At 66.7% G+C, this 18811-nt stretch carries 22 protein-coding genes; 1 reads left to right on the plus strand and 21 read right to left on the minus strand.

Translation table 11 applies throughout. The features are described from left to right. Positions 1-168: 168 nt before the first annotated feature. Positions 169-960 (minus strand): alpha/beta hydrolase, encoded by a 792-nt coding sequence (locus IWC96_RS10695; protein ID WP_148291506.1) that lies wholly within the window; start codon positions 958-960, stop codon positions 169-171. A gap of 73 nt (positions 961-1033) precedes the next feature. After that, complete coding sequence (locus IWC96_RS10700) at positions 1034-1528, minus strand: hypothetical protein (protein WP_021697904.1); 495 nt, start codon at positions 1526-1528, stop codon at positions 1034-1036. A 188-nt stretch (positions 1529-1716) separates the two neighbouring features. Here IWC96_RS10700 and IWC96_RS10705 point away from each other — a divergent pair, with 188 nt between their 5' ends. Next, complete coding sequence (locus IWC96_RS10705) at positions 1717-1833, plus strand: hypothetical protein (RefSeq protein WP_021697903.1); 117 nt, start codon at positions 1717-1719, stop codon at positions 1831-1833. Positions 1834-1837: 4 nt separating this feature from the next. Here the strand turns inward: IWC96_RS10705 and IWC96_RS10710 are convergent, their stop codons facing one another. From IWC96_RS10710 to nuoH, 19 genes are all read right to left on the minus strand, one after another. Further along, positions 1838-2539 (minus strand): ABC transporter ATP-binding protein, encoded by a 702-nt coding sequence (locus tag IWC96_RS10710; protein ID WP_045319177.1) that lies wholly within the window; start codon positions 2537-2539, stop codon positions 1838-1840. Then, positions 2532-3830 (minus strand): lipoprotein-releasing ABC transporter permease subunit, encoded by a 1299-nt coding sequence (locus IWC96_RS10715; protein ID WP_021697901.1) that lies wholly within the window; start codon positions 3828-3830, stop codon positions 2532-2534. Before IWC96_RS10715 ends, IWC96_RS10710 begins: the two co-directional genes overlap by 8 nt. Beyond that, positions 3827-5143, minus strand: coding sequence for a proline--tRNA ligase (gene proS / locus IWC96_RS10720; RefSeq protein ID WP_021697900.1), 1317 nt, complete (start codon positions 5141-5143; stop codon positions 3827-3829). Before proS ends, IWC96_RS10715 begins: the two co-directional genes overlap by 4 nt. A 91-nt stretch (positions 5144-5234) precedes the next feature. Beyond that, positions 5235-5489 carry a DUF1467 family protein gene (locus IWC96_RS10725; protein ID WP_045319181.1) on the minus strand — a complete coding sequence of 85 codons (255 nt, stop codon included), beginning with the start codon at positions 5487-5489 and terminating at the stop codon, positions 5235-5237. A 2-nt stretch (positions 5490-5491) separates the two neighbouring features. Continuing rightward, positions 5492-5914: a methylmalonyl-CoA epimerase gene (gene mce, locus IWC96_RS10730; RefSeq protein ID WP_021697898.1), complete on the minus strand. Its 423-nt coding sequence runs from the start codon at positions 5912-5914 to the stop codon at positions 5492-5494. 38 nt (positions 5915-5952) lie between these two features. Further along, positions 5953-6471 carry a hypothetical protein gene (locus tag IWC96_RS10735; protein WP_021697897.1) on the minus strand — a complete coding sequence of 173 codons (519 nt, stop codon included), beginning with the start codon at positions 6469-6471 and terminating at the stop codon, positions 5953-5955. A gap of 55 nt (positions 6472-6526) precedes the next feature. Further along, positions 6527-7453 carry a hypothetical protein gene (locus IWC96_RS10740; protein ID WP_021697896.1) on the minus strand — a complete coding sequence of 309 codons (927 nt, stop codon included), beginning with the start codon at positions 7451-7453 and terminating at the stop codon, positions 6527-6529. A 28-nt stretch (positions 7454-7481) separates the two neighbouring features. Next, a complete protein-coding gene (locus IWC96_RS10745) occupies positions 7482-9155 on the minus strand; it encodes a ribonuclease J (RefSeq protein WP_196838914.1) in 1674 nt (557 codons plus the stop codon). Further along, positions 9152-9934 (minus strand): type III pantothenate kinase, encoded by a 783-nt coding sequence (locus IWC96_RS10750; protein ID WP_045319176.1) that lies wholly within the window; start codon positions 9932-9934, stop codon positions 9152-9154. Before IWC96_RS10750 ends, IWC96_RS10745 begins: the two co-directional genes overlap by 4 nt. Beyond that, positions 9931-10683, minus strand: coding sequence for a biotin--[acetyl-CoA-carboxylase] ligase (locus tag IWC96_RS10755; RefSeq protein WP_021697893.1), 753 nt, complete (start codon positions 10681-10683; stop codon positions 9931-9933). The genes IWC96_RS10750 and IWC96_RS10755 overlap by 4 nt, the downstream gene beginning before the upstream one ends. Then, complete coding sequence (nuoN, locus tag IWC96_RS10760; protein ID WP_021697892.1) at positions 10684-12129, minus strand: NADH-quinone oxidoreductase subunit NuoN; 1446 nt, start codon at positions 12127-12129, stop codon at positions 10684-10686. Between the two features lie 7 nt (positions 12130-12136). Further along, a complete protein-coding gene (locus tag IWC96_RS10765) occupies positions 12137-13621 on the minus strand; it encodes an NADH-quinone oxidoreductase subunit M (RefSeq protein WP_021697891.1) in 1485 nt (494 codons plus the stop codon). A gap of 4 nt (positions 13622-13625) precedes the next feature. Next, positions 13626-15746 carry an NADH-quinone oxidoreductase subunit L gene (nuoL, locus tag IWC96_RS10770; protein ID WP_045319179.1) on the minus strand — a complete coding sequence of 707 codons (2121 nt, stop codon included), beginning with the start codon at positions 15744-15746 and terminating at the stop codon, positions 13626-13628. A gap of 10 nt (positions 15747-15756) precedes the next feature. Further along, positions 15757-16062 carry an NADH-quinone oxidoreductase subunit NuoK gene (gene nuoK / locus IWC96_RS10775; RefSeq protein ID WP_021697889.1) on the minus strand — a complete coding sequence of 102 codons (306 nt, stop codon included), beginning with the start codon at positions 16060-16062 and terminating at the stop codon, positions 15757-15759. Further along, entirely contained in the window at positions 16059-16679 is a 621-nt protein-coding gene (locus tag IWC96_RS10780) for an NADH-quinone oxidoreductase subunit J (RefSeq protein ID WP_021697888.1), read from the minus strand. Before IWC96_RS10780 ends, nuoK begins: the two co-directional genes overlap by 4 nt. A 124-nt stretch (positions 16680-16803) precedes the next feature. Continuing rightward, positions 16804-17295 (minus strand): NADH-quinone oxidoreductase subunit NuoI, encoded by a 492-nt coding sequence (gene nuoI, locus IWC96_RS10785; RefSeq protein WP_021697887.1) that lies wholly within the window; start codon positions 17293-17295, stop codon positions 16804-16806. After that, positions 17295-17507 (minus strand): hypothetical protein, encoded by a 213-nt coding sequence (locus IWC96_RS10790; protein WP_021697886.1) that lies wholly within the window; start codon positions 17505-17507, stop codon positions 17295-17297. Before IWC96_RS10790 ends, nuoI begins: the two co-directional genes overlap by 1 nt. Further along, positions 17504-17731, minus strand: coding sequence for a hypothetical protein (locus IWC96_RS10795; RefSeq protein WP_021697885.1), 228 nt, complete (start codon positions 17729-17731; stop codon positions 17504-17506). The genes IWC96_RS10790 and IWC96_RS10795 overlap by 4 nt, the downstream gene beginning before the upstream one ends. Then, a complete protein-coding gene (gene nuoH, locus IWC96_RS10800; RefSeq protein WP_021697884.1) occupies positions 17731-18810 on the minus strand; it encodes an NADH-quinone oxidoreductase subunit NuoH in 1080 nt (359 codons plus the stop codon). Before nuoH ends, IWC96_RS10795 begins: the two co-directional genes overlap by 1 nt. Position 18811 lies beyond the last annotated feature (1 nt).

Raw genomic sequence — 18811 nt, forward strand, 5'->3', positions numbered from 1 at the left:
GACACTCATGGGCCCGGGCGCGTCACGTCACCAGAAAAGCGACCTGCCAGACCACCCAGACGACCCCGGCGCACGATGCCAGAGACAGCGATTCCCGAACCAGACGTGTCATGCCTTATCCCCAGAAGTGATGTTCCGGGAATGTTCTATGTTCCGTCTTCGTTCACGTCAAGGGGCGGCGCACGTGGAAGGCGCCGTCTCTCCATGCATGAAGGCGCGCACCGCCCCCACGAAGCAATCCGGCGCAGCGAACAGAAGCAGGTGAGCGCCGCCCTCAACGGTCGCCACGCTCACGGGACCGGCTTCGCGCAGCAGCGCCACGTGCTCAAGCGCGCCTTCGTAGGCGGTGTTGGGGTCCATCGTTCCCTGAGCAACCAGAGTGCGCGGCAATGCTGCCGGTATCTGGCCGAAAGCGGAGTCGCGTTCGTAAGTGGGAAGGACGTCGCTCGCCAGAAACGCCGGGAGTGGACTGGTGAACAGGGCCGAGCTCGCTTCCGTCCGCACAACCTCTTGCGTGATGTCCGGACGCGCATTGTTTTCGGAGGCGCTGATGAGAATGACCAGTGGGGCCGATGAAGCGGACTGGGCGAACCCCGTAATGGCCGCAAACGCCGCCTGTCGGTCTTCGATCGCGCGTCGAAGGGGGCTGGCGTCATTGTTCGACAAGGCGGTGATGATGTCGGGAATGCGCGCCCGCAGATCCGGAAAGTTCAGCAGGCTGCCCATGAACTGTTTCAGATCGCCTCCGGGAACGACGTCCGCCCAAGGGGACGGGTCCGCCGCCAGAACGCTTTCGTAGGTCGCCGCTTCCATTGGAGACAGCAGGCTGCGCCCCACCTGATCCACCAGTTCGCTACGTCGGCTGAGATCCCAGCGTATGCTGCTCTCCGGCGGGACCAGTCCGTCCAGGATCAGCCCGTCCAGTTCAACCGGCGCAACGTGCATCATGCGCAGCGCCAATTGGGTGCCGTAAGAGACAGCGTAGACATGAACCTCCCCGTCCGCTCGATAGGTCGCGATCAGGTTGGATAGATCATGCGCAGCATTGGTGATGGTGAAGGCGTGCGCCCGCGCCTGATCCTGATAGATGGACCCGATAGGGGCCCCATTCCGAGCCTGCCAGAGCGATGCCTTCCTCGCTTTCCGGAGATTCCTGGTCAGGGCAGAGCTTCGACGAATAGCCAGTGCCCCGATGATCCGGCGCGATCAGATCCATGTCAGGAAAGGCCCGGCGCAGCGTATCGAGAAATGGATAGAACGAGGCTCCCGACTCGCCCGGCCCTCCGGCGACCAGCCAGACCTGGCCGCTGGACTGTCCGACCGCCGGGAACTTCCGCACGAACAGTTCAATGCTGTCGCCAGCGTCGCTTCCATGATCCAGAGGGGTCGTGACAACCGCGCACAGCGATCCTGCCAGTTCCGGCGCTTCGTCAGAGTCGGCGCAGGGCTGAAACTCTTCGGCTTGGGCGCCGAAGGCCACCGTGCACGCCAGCACGGCGCCAGCTGCGGTGACAAAAAGTCGTTTCATGAGAAGCCCCTCCGGATTCGTCGTGGGCCATGACTAGGCGATGGTCGCGCCTTTTGGGCGTTAAGAATCGGAAAGGTCGATGATGGCGGGGCATCGGATTTCACTGACGGCGCGGCCAGCCTGCTGTAGACTGACGCCAACGCCCTTCCCCGCCCTTCCGGCGGCCGCCGGCGCCCGGAGCGCCCGTCATGGCCAAGGGTCAGAAACGCAGCACCAAGGAAATCCGCAAACCCAAGGCGGAGAAGACCAAGCCCCCGATCACCGTCGTCGCCTCGCCCTTCACCGTCCCCCCGGGTAAGAAGTAGCGCCTCAGTAGGCCTGACTCTGGGCCGGGCGCTCTTCCAGGTGGCCGTCGCGCAGGGCGAAGACCCGGTCCATGTGGCCCGCCAGCTCCATGTTGTGGGTGGCGATCAGGGCGGCGACGCCCGTGGTCTTGGCCAGTTCGCGCAGGGATTCGAACACCGCCTGGCTGGTGGCCGGGTCCAGGTTGCCCGTAGGCTCGTCGGCCAGCAGCAGGCGCGGCTGGTTGGCCAGCGCCCGGGCCACGGCGACCCGCTGCTGCTCGCCGCCTGACAGCTGGGCCGGCTGGTGCATCAGCCGCTCGCCGAGGCCCAGGGCGGTCAGCAGCTCTGACGCCCGCGCCCGCGCCACGCTGTGCGACACGCCGTTTATGCGCATGGGCAGGGCCACGTTGTCGCCCGCGTCGAACTCGGGCAGCAGGTGGTGGAACTGATAGACGAACCCCACCTTGGCCAGACGGATGCGCGTGCGCGCCCGCTCCGGCAGGGCGCCCACGTCCTGACCGTCGATCATCACCTGACCGTCGGTGGGCCGCTCCAGCAGGCCGGCGGCGTGCAGCAGCGACGACTTGCCCGAACCCGATGGACCGATCAGCCCGACCACCTCGCTCGGAAACACGTCCAGATCGACGCCTTTCAGCACCTGCAGCCCGCCCTGGGCGGTGTCATAGGTGCGCGTCACGCCCCGCAGGGACAGCACGGGGCTACTCATAGCGAAGGGCCTCCACCGGATCGATGCGCGAGGCGTTCCACGAGGGCGGCAGGCTGGCGAGGCAGGACATCAGAAGCGACCACACCGTGACCCAGAACACGTCGCCTGGATCGACCAGGGCCGGCACTCCGTCCAGCATGTAAACGTCCGCCGGGAACAGCTGCACCTGCAGGACCCACTCGAGGAAGCTCTGGATGGCGCCGATGTTCCAGCAGAACAGCAGCCCCAGAACGAGGCCCGCCAGCGTCCCCGCAACCCCTATGGTCGCCCCGGCCATGAAGAAGATGCGCAGGATCGACGACGGGCTGGCCCCGATGGTGCGCAGGATGGCGATGTCGCGCCCCTTGTTCTTCACCAGCATGACGATGCCCGAGATGATGTTCATGGCGGCGATGGCCACCACCAGGCCCAGGATGATGCCCATGGCCACGCGCTCGATCTTCAGCGCGCTCCAGAACGCCGCCATGGTGTTGCGCCAGTCGCTGACCAGCGCACCCTGCCCCGCCGCCTCGGACACCGGCTGGACATAGCGGGCCACCTGATCCGGGTCCTCGACCTTCAATTCGATGGCGTCCCACAGGCCTTCCTTGCCGAAGAACAGCTGCGCCTGCTCCAGCGGCATGAACACATAGGCCCGGTCATAGTCGGCGGCGCCCGACTGGAAGATGCCGCCGATCACATAGGTCTTGGACGTGCCCAGATCGCCGAACGCCGTGGCCCCGCCCTGGGGCGAGATCAGGGTCATCAGATCCCCGATGCGCAGGCCCATCTGATCCGCCAAGGCCTGCCCGATCAGGATGTTGTCGCCGCCGTAGTCGCCCTGACCGAACCGGGCGCGGGCTTCCTCGTCCAGGCTCTGATAGACGAAGCTCATGGAGTTCAGGTTCTCGGGCGCGATGCCCCGGACCACGCCGCCGGTCGTCCGACCATGGGCGGTGAACATGGCCGGGGACTCGGTCAGGGGCGTGACGCTAACCACCCCGGGCACCGCGCGGATGCGCGCCAGCGCCTCGTCCCGGTCCGGCGCCTGCAGCACCTGGCCATGCACGTACATGTGCCCGTTGAACGACAGCATCCGGTTCAGCAACTCGGTGCGGAAGCCGGACATGATGCTCATGACGCTGATCAGCACCGCCACGGCCAGCATGATGCCGATGAAGCTGATCACGGCGATCAGGGCGACCCCGCCCTCCTTGCGCTTGGCGCGCAGGTAGCGAAGGGCCAGGCCGATCTCCCAGGAACTGAACGCCCCGGCGGGCTTGGCGGGCTTCCCGGCGGTCGCGTCGGTCATGCGGTCAGCTTCTGAAGCGCCGCATCCAGCGGCAGGGTCTCGCGTTCGCCCGTGGCGCGGCGTTTCAGCTCCACCACGCCGTCGGCCACGCCCTTGGGCCCGATGATCAGCTGCCACGGCAGACCGATCAGGTCGGCGGTGGCGAACTTGCCGCCCGGCCGGTCGTCCCGGTCGTCGTACAGCACCGTCTTGCCCGCTGCCTTCAGCTTGGCCCAAGCGTCCTCGCAGGCGGCCGAGACCGCCTCGTCATTGGGGCGCAGGTTGATGATCCCCACGTCGAACGGGGCCACGGCCTCGGGCCAGATGATGCCGGCGTCGTCGTGGCTGGCCTCGATGATGGCCCCGATCAGGCGCGAGACGCCGACGCCGTAGCTGCCCATGTGCACGGGCACGTCCTTGCCGTCCGGCCCGGCCACGATAGCCTTCATGGGCTTGGAGTATTTGGTGCCGAAATAGAAGATGTGGCCCACCTCGATGCCGCGCGCGGTCAGGCGGTCGCCCTCGCCCACCTCGGCGTCGAAGCGGTCCGCCTCGTGCATCTCGTCGGTGGCGGCGTAGAGCGCCGTTCGTTGATCAACGATTGACTGGAGGTCGTTCCAGTCCACGTCCGGACCCGGCGCCGGCATGTCCACCAGACGGCGGTCGCAGAACACCTGGCTTTCGCCCGTGTCCGCCAGAATGATGAACTCGTGGCTCAGGTCACCGCCGATAGGGCCGGTGTCGGCCCGCATGGGGACCGCCTTCAGGCCCAGGCGCGAGAAGGTGTTGAGATAGGCCACGAACATGCGGTTGTAGGACTTGCGCGCGCCCACCTCGTCCACGTCGAAGGAATAGGCGTCCTTCATAAGGAACTCGCGGCCGCGCATCACCCCGAACCGGGGCCGCTGCTCGTCGCGGAACTTCCACTGAATGTTGAACAGGTTCAGCGGCAGGTCGCGATAGCTCTTCACGAACCCGCGGAAAATGTCGGTGACGACTTCCTCGGCCGTGGGGCCGTACAGCATGTCGCGCTTGTGCCGGTCGACGATGCGCAGCATCTCCGGGCCATAGGCGTCATAGCGGCCGGATTCGCGCCACAGGTCGGCCAGCTGGATGGTCGGCATCAGGATCTCGACGGCGCCCGCCCGCTCCTGCTCCTCGCGCACGATCTGTTCGATGCGCTTCAGCACCCGCAGGCCCAGCGGCAGCCAGGCGTAGATGCCCGCCGCTTCCTGACGGATCAGGCCCGCGCGCAGCATCAGCCGGTGCGAGACGATCTGCGCCTCGGACGGCGTCTCTTTCAGAGTGGGCAGGAAGTAGCGCGAAAGACGCATCGGGAATCCGTATGTAACTGAGCCTTACGCCTTTAGCCGGGGCGCCGGGGATTAGGCAATCAAAGTCGACTCGGTTCCCGAATTGCGGAAATCAACCTCCGCCAGGCAGGGACGGCAGCGGCAAGATTCCGGTGAAGATGATGACCAGGATCACGGCCCAGACGATGGCCGCCACCCAGGTGGTGGTGATGAACTTCTTCTTCAGGTTCGGATTGACCGGCGCGCCCCAGTCGCCGCCGTCGGTCTGGCGCTCGCGCGGCCCCTGATTCATGCCCAGCGGCAGGACGGCGAACAGCACGGTCCACCAGACCACGAAATAGATGGCGATGGCTGTGGTCGGTCCGATCATCAGTGGGGCTCCTTCGGTGTTTCCATAAGCTCCACCAGCACGCCGCCCATGTCTTTCGGATGCACAAAGACGATGGGCGTGCCGTGGGCGCCGATGCGCGGCTCGCCGGTGCCCAGAATGGTCGCCCCCTTGGCGCGCAGGGCGTTGCGGGCGGCGATGATGTCCTCGACCTCGTAGCAGACGTGATGCTGGCCCCCTTTGGGGTTCTTGGCCAGAAAGCCGTGGATCGGTGAGTCCTCGCCCAGCGGCTCGATCAGTTCGATCTGGCTGTTGGGCAGGTCAATGAAGCAGACCCGCACCCCCTGCGCCGGCAAGTCGAACGGCTCGCCCGCCCCCGTCGCGCCCAGCAGGTCCCGGTACAGGGCCACGGAGGCCTCGATGGAGGGTGTGGCCACCCCCACATGGTTCAAACGTCCGATCATGGCGTTGGCTTAGCCGGTTTGGAGCGCCGGGGCGAGGCTCAGCACGCAGGCTGCGACGACGCATCCTCGCCCGCATCGGCGCCTGTGAGGTCGCGCAGGTTCCAGTCGTTCTGGACGCTGCGGACATTGGTGATGCGCCACTCGCCGCTGTCGCGACGGCACAGGTCATAGGCCATGGACACCGGCCGCCCGGCCCGATTGAAGCGCGCCACGATGGCTGATCCGTCGGGGCCGGAGGCGGTCTCCTCCACCATCAGGTCCGTGATGGCGCCGTCCTGGGCGTCGAGACGGTAGTCGAAGCCGATCCCCTCCTCGCCCGACAGGCCGTCCACCAGCGGTTCGGCGAAGTACAGGCGCACATGGGGCGCGGCGGTGGGGATGGCGGGCTCCATGTACAGGGCCTGCACCAGACCTTCGGGCGTCATGGCGTCCGGTGCTGCCGCCGGCGTGGGCTCGGCGGCGGGCACAGCCTCGTTCGCCTCGATCCGTTCGGGCTGGTCACAGGCCGCGACGGCCAGAAACCCTGCAAGAACCGCGATGCGAACCCTGGCGCTCATGATGATCTCCCTGTCGAAGTCTGAGGCTGGGCGTAAAGCGCGAGCCTGTCCACCGTCAAACGCAGTCTGCGCCGAGGCCCGGCGCCCTAACCGCCAGCAGCGCGCCCGAGCGTTCCGCACGGGTCATGACGCCAGCGTCCTCCAGCAGACACCCGATCACGGTGTTGGAGTTGGGCGCCAGCACCCCATAGGTGACCTCAGCCTCCGCCAGTCGCTGGGCCGCGGTCTCCAGACGCGCCAGCGCGTCCGTCGCCACCTCATCCGAGATGCGGGTCATCAGATGGACGGCCTGCCCCGACGACGGGAAATCATAGGCCTCCACATCATAAGCCTGAAGCGTCGCGCGCAGGTGGTTCGGATGCTCCGCGTCCTCGTCCAGCTTGTTGTTGACGCTGGCGGAAAAGACCGTGGCCTCCCCCTGCTCCGGCACGACCAGGATATAGGCGTGGCGGGGGAAGAACATGAAGTGCGCCAGATGCCGGGTGACGTACACCATCGGCGCCCCGTCCGGCCCCATGGCGCGCAGGCCCACATAGACGCCGGACGGAAACACCCTGGCGTCCAGCCTGTCGTTCAGTGAGAGCATGCGCTGGGTCATGACGTGCTCCAGCACGAACTCTTCCCGCCGCGACTGATCCTCGAAATAGTCCCGGACTTCACCGACATCCGGCTCGGCGCCCAGCACGTCGCCGTACAGGGCGGTGAAAGCATGGTCCGGCGCCTGTTCCCCATCCAGGGGGCTGCGAGCCAGCGCCTCAACCTCCCACATCGCCTGACGGACCGGGCCGCCGGAACGGTCGATGGAGAACCACAGAGCCAGGTTCACCAGCGCGAACAGCAGAAACAGCCCGACCGCTGCCTGCACCGCGATGATCGTCCAGCGCCGCCAGCCGTGCAGCGGATGGCGAGCATGGCGGACGCGCTCCAGCGCACGCCGGGCGCGCTCACAGCCGCGGGCGGAAAGCTGGTGCATGTCCGGCATGGGCGCGCTCCGCTCGGGCCCGGCGAACCTACAGCCGCAGGACGATGGTTTCCACGATGGGTCGGCGGTCCCAGATCTGCTGGCTGGCCTTCTTCAGCGCGCGGGCCACGGCCTGCTCGACCACCAGCTCGTCCTGAAGCGCCTCGCCCTTCAGGCCGCGCACCACGTCCTCGACCCGTTCGGCGAGGCCGTCCAGGGCGTCGCCCAGCGGGGTGCCCTCGTCGCCCGGCAGGCCGATGCCGCGCACGTCGATGTCGCTGACGATGCGGCCGCCCTTGTCCAGCACGAAGCTGACCACCAGTACGCCGTTGCTCGACGCGTGGCGGCGTTCGCGGATCGCCTCGCCCGCCTCGGTCACCAGCATGCCGCCATCCACGTACAGGCGGCCCGAGGGAACCTCGTCGATGATCTGCGCCGGCCCGGGAGCCAGACGCACCAGATCGCCGTTGCGCGGCGTCACGGTCTCGGGGACCCCCATGTCCCTGGCCAGGTTGGCATGCTCCATCAGGTGGCGGCGCATGCCGTGGGTGGGCACCGCGATGCGCGGGCGCACCCAGTCGTACATCTGCTTCAGCTCATCACGGCACGGGTGGCCGGACACGTGGATGCCGGGGTGATCCTTTTCGGTGTAGAGGCGCACGCCCCGGTCCGCGAGACGGTCCTGCAGATCGCCGATGGCCAGCTCGTTGCCGGGAATGACCCGCGACGAGAAGATGCAATGATCGCCCGACCCCAGCTTGACCACGGGGTGCGTGCCGTCGGCGACGCGCGACAGCGCCGCGCGCGCCTCGCCCTGGCTGCCGGTGCAGAGGTACAGAACCTCGTCCGGCGCCCAGACGCGGGCCTCCTCGTCCGTCAGGAAGGGCGGCAGGTCGCCCAGCAGGCCAACGTGCTTGGCCGCGGCGGTGATGCGATGCATGGACCGCCCGGCCAGAACCACGCGCCGTCCCGCCGCCTTGGCCGCCAGCGCCACGCTGTGAACCCGGGCCACATTGGACGCGAAACAGCCCACGGCCACGCGGCCGCGCAGGGGCTTGATCAGATCGACCAAGGCGCCGGCCACATCGCCTTCGGACCCGGCCACGCCGTCCACGAAGACATTGGTGGAATCCCCCACCATGGCCAGCACGCCCTCGTCGCCCAGTCGCGTCAGAGCCTTGGCGTCCGTGCGCGACCCGACCACGGGCGTGTCGTCAATCTTCCAGTCGCCGGTGTGCATCACCGTGCCCAGCGGCGTCTTGATGGCGATTCCGTTGGGCTCGGCGATGGAGTGCGTCATGGTGACGAACTCGCATTCGAACGGACCCAGGTTGACCGTGCCGCCCAGCGGCACCTCATGCAGCTTGGCCTCCTGCAGCAGGTTCTGTTCGCGCAGCTTGTCGCGGATCAGATAGGCCGTGAACGGCGTGGCGTAGAGCGGCGCCTGGATGCGCGGCCACAGCCAGCCCAGGGCGCCGATGTGGTCCTCGTGGGCGTGGGTCAGCAGGATGCCAAGGATCTTCTCGCCCTTCAGAGCCTCCGGATCGGGCACGATGATGTCGACGCCGGGCGTCGACAGGTCGCCGAACGTCACGCCCACATCGACGATGATCCACTTGCGGTCATGCGCCGGGCCGAAGCCGTAGGCGTTCAGGTTCATGCCGATCTCTCCGGAACCGCCGAGCGGCAGGAAGACCAGTTCGTCTTGATTTGATTTTTTCATGTCGTTTTCAGATGGGCGTTGCGACGCCAGATTTCCAGAAGGCCGCGGATAGTCAGATCCGCGTCGAAGTGATCGATGCTGTCGGTTGCGCCTTCGAACAGGCTGGCCACGCCGCCGGTTCCGATGACGGTCATGGGTTTCGCCCATTCGGCCTTCATCCGCGCCACCATGCCCTCGATCAGCGAGACATAGCCCCAGAACACGCCGGATTGCATGTTGGACACGGTGTCCTTGCCGATGACCCGGTCGGGCTTCTGGATGGCGATGCGCGGCAGCATGGCCGCCGCCTCGTGCAGGGCCTGCAGGCTCAGGTTGATGCCTGGCGCGATCACCCCGCCCTCGAAGGCGCCGTCGGCGGCGATGACGTCGAAGGTGGTCGCGGTGCCGGAGTCGATGACGATCAGGTCGCCGTCGTATTTCAGATGCGCCCCGATGGCGTTGACCAGCCGGTCAGCCCCCGCCTCGCTGGGCTTGGTGATCCGCACCGGAATGCCCAGGTCCACATTGTCCCCGATCACCAGGGGTTCGACGTTCAGGTAGCGCCGCGACAGGTTCTTCAGATTGAAGATCGACTGGGGCACCACGCTGGAGATGATGCAGCCGTTCAGCGCCGCCATCTTGATGTCCCACATGGACAGCAGCTGGCTCAGCCAGACGGCGTATTCGTCGGCCGTGCGGGTGGACTCCGTGGCCGTGCGCCACTGGGCGATCCAGTCGGTCCCGTCGTGCACCGCGAACAGGGTGTTGGTGTTGCCTTGCTCAATGGCCAGAAGCATCAGGCCGCCTCCCCGAAGAACACGTCGCCCGCCGAAATGCGCCGCAGTTCGCCCGAGGGCAAGCGCAGGCGCAGCGCGCCGTCCGGCTCGACGCCCTCGGCACGGCCGCTGACCGTCTCATGGCCCAGCCGCGCCGTGCAGGGGCCGTCCAGCCCCGGCGTCCGCGCGATCCAGCCGTCCAGAATCGGCTGGAAACCCAGCACTCTCCAGCGTTCCATCCACACCGCGAACGCCTCCGCCAGCTCCTCGGCCGCCCGCTCGATGGACGGCGGCGCGGCCACGTCCCCGCGCAGGTGGTCCGCAAGCGCCGTGGCGGGCCGCTCGGTGTCGTCCGGCGCGTGGGCCAGATTGACCCCGATTCCGACCGCCAGCCACAGGCCGCCGCTGTCGTGGGCGCCGGACTCCAGAAGGATGCCGCTGGCCTTCTTGCCGTCCAGCATCACGTCATTGGGCCATTTGATGCTGACCAGCGCCGGCGGCGCGTACCCGTCCAGCAGGTCCGCCGCTGCGAGCGCCGCCACGAAGGTCAGTTGCGCCGCCTCTGCCGGTGGGCGGTGCACCACGGTCAGCAGGGTCGCGGCCAGATTGCCGGTCTCGCTGGACCAGGTCCGGCCCCGCCGGCCCCGTCCCGCCGACTGGCGTCGGGCCACGATCCACAGCGGCCCGGTCTCGCCGCGCTCGGCCATGCGGCGGGCCTCGGCGTTGGTGGAGTCCGTGTCCTCGAGGATCAGGCGCGGGGCGGCCTCGGCCAATCAGCCCGCCCCGAAGCTGGTCGCGGCGTTGCGGGCCAGCGGCTCCAGCCAGGTCAGGGCGATCAGCACCAACGGGAACGAGAAGGCCGCGGCGGCCCAGCCGATCCACTGGGCGTCACGCGGCGACGGATCCACCGCCCCCTCGCCTTCCGGCGGTGCGTCGAACCACATCACCTTGATGATGCGTAGATAGTAGAAGGCCGCCACGACCGAGGCCACCAGACCCAGCGCCGCCACAATCCAGTAGCCGGCCTGCAGCGCCGCGCCGAACACATAGAACTTGCCCCAGAACCCGGCGAAGGGCGGCATGCCCAGCACCGACAGGGACAGCACCGTGATGGCGATGGTGGTGACCGGCTTGTCCTTGCGCAGACCCGCCAGGTCGGCGATGCGCCGGATCGGCCGACCGCCGCGCGACAGGGCCATCAGCAGGGCGAAGAAGCCCAGGGTGTCGACCATGTAGAAGGTCATGAACAGCAGCAGGGCCTGCAGGCCCGCCTGCGTGCCCGCCGTGATGGCCAGCAGCGCATAGCCGATGTTGGCGATGGACGAATAGGCCAGCAGCCGCGGGATGTCCCGCTGGGCCAGGCCGCCGAAGGCGCCCACCGCGAACGAGATCAGCGAGATGATCACCAGCACCTGGGCCCACTGGTCGTGAGCGCCGCCGAAGCCCTCGGACAGGGCGCGGGCGAACAGCACCATGGCCGCAAACTTGGGCGCCGTGGCGAAGAAGGCCACGACCGGGGTCGGCGCGCCCTCATAGACGTCGGGCGTCCACATGTGGAACGGCGCGGCCGAGACCTTGAAGGCCAGGCCGCAGATCAGGAACACCAGACCGAAGATCAGGCCGGTCTCGGCGCCGCCCGCAGCCACCGCCGCGATCTCGTCGAAGCGCATGGAGCCGGTGAAGCCGTAGATCAGGCTGGAGCCGTACAGCAGCAGGCCCGACGACAGGGCGCCCAGCACGAAATACTTCAGGCCCGCTTCCGACGCCCGGCCGTCGTCCCGGTGGAAGGCGGCCAGCACGTACAGCGCCAGCGACTGCAGCTCCACGCCCACATACAGGGACATCAGGTCGCCGGCCGAAGCCATCATGCCCATGCCCACGGCGGCCAGCACGATCAGCACGGGATACTCGAACCGGGCAATTCCGTTACGGCGCGTCCAGCCGTCGCCGAGCACCACGGCCAGGGCGCTGGCCAGATAGATGGCCACCTTGGCGTAGACCGACATGGGATCCGAGACGAAGGCGCCGTTGAACACCATGCCCAGCGGCGCATTGGCGGCGACGCCGGCGGCGCCGATCAGCAGGGCGACGGCCAGCAGACTGACCACGCGGCCCAGCTTCTCGCCGCCATAGGCGCCGAGCATCAGCAGGATCATCGACCCGATGGCCAGAAGGGCCTCGGGAGCAGCGATTTGAAGGGCGAGATTGATGTCGAACATGGTCGTCTTATCCGCCGATCGCGGTCTGATAGGCGGCCGTCACCGCGCTGACCGAAGCCTGGGTGATGTCCAGCACGGCGGCGGGATAGACCCCCAGCCAGATCGTACCGATGATGAGGGGCACAAAGATCAGCAGCTCGCGCCGGTCGATGTCGGTGATGGCCTTCAGCGCAGGATTGGTGATCTCGCCGAACATGACGTTGCGGTACAGCGTCAGCGCATAGACGGCCGACAGGATCACGCCCGAGGCCGCGAAGAACACCGCCCAGGTGGAGACCTGATAGGCGCCGACCATGGTCAGCACCTCGCCGATGAAGCCCGAGGTGCCCGGCAGGCCCACATTGGCCATGGTGAACATCAGGAAGATGGCCGCGAACCACGGCATGCGCGATGTCAGCCCGCCGTAGAAGGCGATCTCTCGGGTGTGCATGCGGTCATAGACCACCCCCACGCACAGGAAGAGCGCCGACGAGATCAGCCCGTGGCTGATCATCTGGAACACCGCGCCCTGCACGCCCTGATCGTTGCCGGCGAAGATGCCCATGGTCACGAAGCCCATGTGGGCCACCGACGAATAGGCGATCAGCTTCTTGATGTCGGTCTGACGGAAGGCGACCAGCGAGGTGTAGATGATGGCGATCACCGACAGCACCATCACCAGCGGGGTGAAGTACTCGGACGCGTCCGGGAACATGGGCAGGTTGAAGCGGATGAAGCCGTAGCCGCCCAGCTTCAGCAGGATGCCCGCCAGGATCACCGACCCCGCCGTCGGCGCCTGCACGTGGGCGTCGGGCAGCCAGGTGTGCACCGGCCACATGGGCATCTTCACCGCGAACGAGGCGAAGAAGGCGAGCCACAGGAAGGTCTGCACCCCGACCGGCCAGTCATAGGCCGTCAGCTCGGGAATGCTGGAGGTGCCCGCCGTCGCCGCCATGTACAGCATGGCGGCCAGCATCAGCACCGACCCCAGCAGGGTGTAGAGGAACAGCTTGTAGGCCGCATAGATGCGGTTCGCCCCGCCCCACACCCCGATGATGATGAACATCGGCACCAGGGTGCCTTCAAAGAAGATGTAGAACAGGAACAGGTCCAGCGCCGTGAACACGCCGATCAGCAGCGTCTCCAGGATCAGGAAGGCGATCATGTACTCCGCCACCCGCTCCTTGATGGAGGACCAGCTGGCGATGATGCAGATGGGCAGCAGGAACGCGCTCAGCAGCACGAACAGGATCGAGATCCCGTCCACGCCCAGGTGATAGCTGGCCCCGGCGAACCAGGGGACCATCTCCACGAACTGATAGGCGGGGTTCGACGGATCGAACCCGGCCACCAGCACGACCGAGACGGCCAGCACGACCAGGCTGGCGATCAGGGCGATCCAGCGGGCCGGACCGGCGGCGGCCTCTTCGGACTTCGCCATGACGCGCGCCATCAGCACGGCCAGGGCGCCGACCAGCGGCAGGAAGGTTACGATGCTCAGGATGTAGGGCACGGTATCAGGCTCCCCACGTCGCGATGGCGAAGGCGAGAAGACCCGCCACACCCAGCAGCATCACGAACGCATAGTGATAGACATAGCCGGACTGGACCTTGGCCAGCCGCGCGGCCGATTTCAGCGAGGCCCAGGCGGCGCCGTTGGGGCCGAGACCGTCGATGATCTTCACGTCGCCGACCTTCCAGAAGAAATCCCCGATGGCCCGGGCGCTCTTGACGAAGATCACGTCGTACAGCTCGTCGAAGAACCACTTGTTGTAGAAGAAGGTGTGCAAGATGTTGCCCCGCTCGGCCATGCGCCGGGCCATGCCTTCCTTGAGCACATAGATCCAGAACGCCACAAAGGTGCCCAGCAGGGTCAGCACCACGGGGGCCCACAGCACCCAGCGCGGCACATAGTGGCTGTCGTGCAGGACGTGGTTGGCCTCGGCGGTGAAGATCGCCCCGCGCCAGAACTCGGCCTCGTGGTGGCCCACGAAGTAGTTGTAGAAGACAAAGCCCGCCGCCACCGCACCGATGGACAGCACGATCAGCGGGATCAGCATGGTCCACGGGCTTTCGTGCGGCTTCAGCGGTCCGTGATGGCCATGGTCGTCGTGATGGTCGTCGTGATGGGCGTCATGGTGCGCACCCGTGTGCGCGGCCACGGCGTCGTCCATCAGCGGCTCGGTGTGGGTTTCCTTCTGGGCGTCAGAGGCGTGGTCGTCATGATGATGCTCGACCGGCGCGTGCGCGTCCTTCCACACCGGCTTGTTGTGGAAGGTCATGAAGATCAGACGCCAGGAATAATAGGCCGTCAGCCCGGCCGCGAACAGGCCGATGAAGAACACGAACAGGCCCGCGGGGCTGTAGTCCGCCGAGGCGAAGGCGCTCTCCAGGATCGAGTCCTTGGAATAGAAGCCGGCGAAGCCCCACTTCAGCTCGGGAATGCCCAGGCCGGTGATGGCGATGGTGCCGATCATCATCGCGCCGTAGGTGATGGGCAGCAACTTGGCCAGCCCGCCCATGTTCCGCATGTCCTGCTCGTGGTGCATGCCGTGGATCACCGAGCCGGCGCCCAGGAACAGCAGCGCCTTGAAGAAGGCGTGGGTGAACAGGTGGAACATGGCTGCCTGATAGGCGCCGACGCCCGCCGCGAAGAACATGTAGCCCAGCTGCGAACAGGTCGAATAGGCGATGACCCGCTTGATGTCGTTCTGGGCCAGGCCGACGGTGGCGGCGAACAGGGCCGTGATGCCGCCGATGATGGCGACGATCAGCGAGGCCGTCGGCGCATACTCATAGATCGGCGACAGCAGGCAGACCATGTAGACGCCCGCCGTCACCATGGTGGCCGCGTGGATCAGGGCCGACACGGGCGTCGGGCCTTCCATGGCGTCAGGCAGCCAGGTGTGCAGGAAGAACTGGGCCGACTTGCCCATGGCGCCGATGAACAGCAGGAACGCCGCCAGGTCCAGCGCCGACCAGCGCTGGCCGATGAAGTCCCAGCCCGCGCCCGACTGGGCCGCGATCAGCGGGAACAGCTCGGCGAACTTGATGGTGCCGAACATCCAGAACACGGTGATGATGCCCAGCACGAAGCCGAAATCGCCCACCCGGTTGACCACGAAGGCCTTGATGGCTGCGGCGCTGGCCGTGGGCTTCTTGTACCAGAAGCCGATCAGCAGATAGGACGCCAGTCCCACCCCTTCCCAGCCGAAGAACAGCTGCATGAAGTCGGCCGCCGTCACCAGCGCCAGCATCATGAAGGTGAACAGGGACAGATAGGCGAAGAAGCGCGGCCGACTGTCGTCCTCGGCCATGTAGCCCCAGGAATACAGGTGCACCAGCGACGACACGGTCGTCACCACGATCAGCATCACCGCCGACAGGGCGTCCACCCGCACCGACCATGTGGACTGGAAATCGCCCACGTTGATGAAGGGGAACAGCTCGACCGTGAAGGCCTCCATGTGCCCCCAGGTGTGCTGGCCGAACACGGTCCAGGCGATGGCGCACGACAGGAACAGCAGGCCGGTGGTCACCGCCTGCGAGGCGACGTTGCCGATCCGGCGGCCGAAGAAGCCGGCGATCATGGCGCCCAGCAGCGGGGCGAAGACGCCGATTGTGACGAGAGTCTCGATGGTCACGCGGTCAGCCCTTCATCATGGACGCGTCATCCACGGCGATGTTGCCGCGGTTGCGGAAGAAGGTCACCAGAATGGCCAGGCCGATGGCCGCCTCAGCGGCGGCGACGGTCAGGATGAACATGGCCATGATCTGCCCTGAGATATCGTTGAGATAGGCCGAGAAGGCGACGAAATTGATGTTCACCGACAGCAGGATCAGCTCGATCGACATCAGGATGATGATGATGTTCTTGCGGTTCACGAAGATGCCGAACACCCCGATGGTGAACAGGATCGCGGCGACCGCCAGATAGTGCGGCAGACCGATCATTTCAGATCCTCCAGGGTGACGCCCTTGCCGCTCTCGGCCTGGACATTGGCATAGGCGTCGGACTGGCGACGGTTCACCTGGCGGCCGATGTCCTGGCGCTTGATGTTGGGCTTGTAGCGCAGGGTCAGGACGATGGCGCCGATCATGGCCACCAGCAGCACCAGACCCGCCGCCTGGAAGATGTAGACGTACTCGGTGTAGAGCACCCGCCCGATGGCCTCCACGTTGGACACGTCCGTGGCCGGGATCAGCTCGGCGCCGCGCGCCGCCCCGCCCTGGGCCGCCGCCACCGCCACCACGATCATCTCGGCCAGCAGGATCAGGCCCACGATGGCGGCCAGCGGGAAGTATTTCGCATAGCCCTCGCGCAGCTGCACGAAGTCCACGTCCAGCATCATGACCACGAACAGGAACAGCACCGCCACGGCGCCCACGTAGACCACCACCAGCAGCATGGCGAGGAACTCGGCGCCCAGCATGACGAACAGCCCGGCGGCCGAGAAGAAGGTGGTGATCAGCCACAGCACCGAGTGCACCGGGTTTTTGGCCGTCACGACCAGCAACGCGGACACCACGCTCACCGTGGCCAGCAGATAGAAGGCGATCGCCTGTATCATCGGCGGGACCAAGCCCCTCTCAAAAACCGTGCGGAGTCCGGGACGCCCCGAAGCCCTTGTGAAATCCCCTGCCCGCCCCCGACGGCGACGCGGCAGACCCTGATGCGTGGAATCGGCGCCCCTCTTATCGGTAGGGGGCGTCCAGTTCCAGATTCTTCGCGATCACCCGCTCCCAACGATCCCCGTTGGCCAGCAGGCGGTCCTTGTCGAAATACAGCTCTTCGCGCGTCTCGGTGGCGTATTCGCTGTTCGGCCCCTCGACGATGGCGTCCACCGGGCAGGCCTCCTGGCACAGGCCGCAGTAGATGCACTTCACCATGTCGATGTCGTAGCGGGTCGTGCGGCGGCTGCCGTCCGAGCGCGGCTCGGACTCGATGGTGATGGCCTGGGCCGGGCAGATGGCCTCGCACAGCTTGCATGCGATGCAGCGCTCCTCGCCGTTGGGATAGCGGCGCAGGGCGTGCTCGCCCCGGAAGCGCGGCGATTGCGGCCCGCGCTCGAACGGATAGTTCACCGTCGCCTTGGGCTTCATCATGTATTTGAGCGACAGGCCGACCGCGCCGATCACGTCGATCAGCAGCGCGCCTTTCATGGCCTGTCCGATACGGTTCAACATCAGTCGATCTCTCTCAGGTCGGCGCACTCACGGGTGAAGCGCTCGCTGTCTCGGTTCATGGCGCGGCAACGCTCCACGCGCTGGGCGTGGGCGCGCTCGATGCCCTCCTGGCGGCGCTCCCACTGATAGACGGACGTGGGCTCCGCCTCATAGGGCGCGCAGGACGCCAGCAGGCCCGCCGCGATCAGTCCGGTCACGAGACGGGCGGTCATTTGGGAACCCCTTCGCGGCAGCGGCGGTCGTCCCGGCGCACGCCGGTCTCGCCCATCTGGCAGCGGCGCAGGCGTTCGGCGGCGGCGTCCTCGCGCGCCTCCTGGCGCTCGAGGGCCACCTCGGCGGGAACGGGCGCGGGCGTCGGCATGGGCCCGAACACCACGGGCCCGCAGCCGGTCAGCAGCACCGCGCAGATCACAGTGACGGGCAGGCCGATACGCATCAGATCGCGCCCCCGAACACCCGCCACGCCGCCACCAGCACCACGGCCACCAGCGAATAGGGCAGGAACACCTTCCAGCCCAGGCGCATCAGCTGGTCATAGCGATAGCGGGGCACGAAGGCCTTCACCATGGCGATCATGGCGAACCAGAACACCGTCTTGAAGAGGAAGACGCCCAGATAGAACAGGTTGGCCAGGAACTGGGGCGCGCCGTCCAGGAAGGGCGTCGGGAAGCCCGGGTTCCACCCGCCGAAGAACAGCAGGGTGATCATGGCGCACATCAGCACGATGTTGGCGTACTCGCCGATCATGAACAGCAGGTACGGCGTGGACGAGTATTCCACCTGATACCCGGCCACCAGCTCGGACTCCGCCTCGGGCAGGTCGAACGGCGGGCGGTTCGTCTCGGCCAGCGCCGAGACAAAGAACACGATCGACATGGGGAACATGATGATCAGCAGCGGCAGATTGCCGAGGCCGCCGCCGAAGGCGTGCCAGTTCCAGATCCAGCCCGCCTGATTGTCCACGATGGTGGTCAGGTTCATGCTGCCGGCCAGCAGGATCACCGTGACGATGATCAGGCCCAGCGACACCTCGTAGCTGACCATCTGGGCCGCCGACCGCAGCGAGCCCAGGAACGGGTATTTCGAATTGGAGGCCCAGCCGCCCATGATGATGCCGTAGACGCCCAGCGACGACACGGCGAACAGGTACAGCACGCCCACGTTCAGATCCGACACCACCCATCCGGGGGCGAACGGGATCACGGCCCAGGCGATGAAGGCCAGCACGAAGGTCAGCAGCGGCGCCAGCAGGAACACGATCTTGTCCGCACCCGCCGGGACCACGATCTCCTTCAGCACGAATTTGAAGAAGTCGGCGAAGGACTGCAGCAGGCCGAACGGCCCCACCACATTGGGCCCCTTGCGCATCTGCACGCCCGCCCAGATCTTGCGGTCGGCCAGCAGCAGGAACGCCAGCGAGATCAGGATCCCGACGGTGACCAGCAGGATTCCGCCCGCGGTCATCAGGGTCCAGCCCACCGGCGTGCTCCAGAACGATGTCGTGGTCGCTTCCATC

The organism is Brevundimonas sp. BAL450 (assembly GCF_015767455.1).
Lineage (GTDB): Bacteria > Pseudomonadota > Alphaproteobacteria > Caulobacterales > Caulobacteraceae > Brevundimonas > Brevundimonas abyssalis.

What these genes read in the sequence shown, in the direction of transcription:
- IWC96_RS10700 (WP_021697904.1), bottom strand. Translation starts at nt 1,528, where the DNA reads ATGAAACGACTTTTTGTCACCGCAGCTGGCGCCGTGCTGGCGTGCACG.
- IWC96_RS10705 (WP_021697903.1), top strand. Translation starts at nt 1,717, where the DNA reads ATGGCCAAGGGTCAGAAACGCAGCACCAAGGAAATCCGCAAACCCAAG.
- IWC96_RS10710 (WP_045319177.1), bottom strand. Translation starts at nt 2,539, where the DNA reads ATGAGTAGCCCCGTGCTGTCCCTGCGGGGCGTGACGCGCACCTATGAC.
- IWC96_RS10715 (WP_021697901.1), bottom strand. Translation starts at nt 3,830, where the DNA reads ATGACCGACGCGACCGCCGGGAAGCCCGCCAAGCCCGCCGGGGCGTTC.
- proS (WP_021697900.1), bottom strand. Translation starts at nt 5,143, where the DNA reads ATGCGTCTTTCGCGCTACTTCCTGCCCACTCTGAAAGAGACGCCGTCC.
- mce (WP_021697898.1), bottom strand. Translation starts at nt 5,914, where the DNA reads ATGATCGGACGTTTGAACCATGTGGGGGTGGCCACACCCTCCATCGAG.
- IWC96_RS10735 (WP_021697897.1), bottom strand. Translation starts at nt 6,471, where the DNA reads ATGAGCGCCAGGGTTCGCATCGCGGTTCTTGCAGGGTTTCTGGCCGTC.
- IWC96_RS10740 (WP_021697896.1), bottom strand. Translation starts at nt 7,453, where the DNA reads ATGCCGGACATGCACCAGCTTTCCGCCCGCGGCTGTGAGCGCGCCCGG.
- IWC96_RS10745 (WP_196838914.1), bottom strand. Translation starts at nt 9,155, where the DNA reads ATGAAAAAATCAAATCAAGACGAACTGGTCTTCCTGCCGCTCGGCGGT.
- nuoN (WP_021697892.1), bottom strand. Translation starts at nt 12,129, where the DNA reads ATGTTCGACATCAATCTCGCCCTTCAAATCGCTGCTCCCGAGGCCCTT.
- nuoK (WP_021697889.1), bottom strand. Translation starts at nt 16,062, where the DNA reads ATGATCGGTCTGCCGCACTATCTGGCGGTCGCCGCGATCCTGTTCACC.
- IWC96_RS10780 (WP_021697888.1), bottom strand. Translation starts at nt 16,679, where the DNA reads ATGATACAGGCGATCGCCTTCTATCTGCTGGCCACGGTGAGCGTGGTG.
- nuoI (WP_021697887.1), bottom strand. Translation starts at nt 17,295, where the DNA reads ATGTTGAACCGTATCGGACAGGCCATGAAAGGCGCGCTGCTGATCGAC.
- IWC96_RS10790 (WP_021697886.1), bottom strand. Translation starts at nt 17,507, where the DNA reads ATGACCGCCCGTCTCGTGACCGGACTGATCGCGGCGGGCCTGCTGGCG.
- IWC96_RS10795 (WP_021697885.1), bottom strand. Translation starts at nt 17,731, where the DNA reads ATGCGTATCGGCCTGCCCGTCACTGTGATCTGCGCGGTGCTGCTGACC.
- nuoH (WP_021697884.1), bottom strand. Translation starts at nt 18,810, where the DNA reads ATGGAAGCGACCACGACATCGTTCTGGAGCACGCCGGTGGGCTGGACC.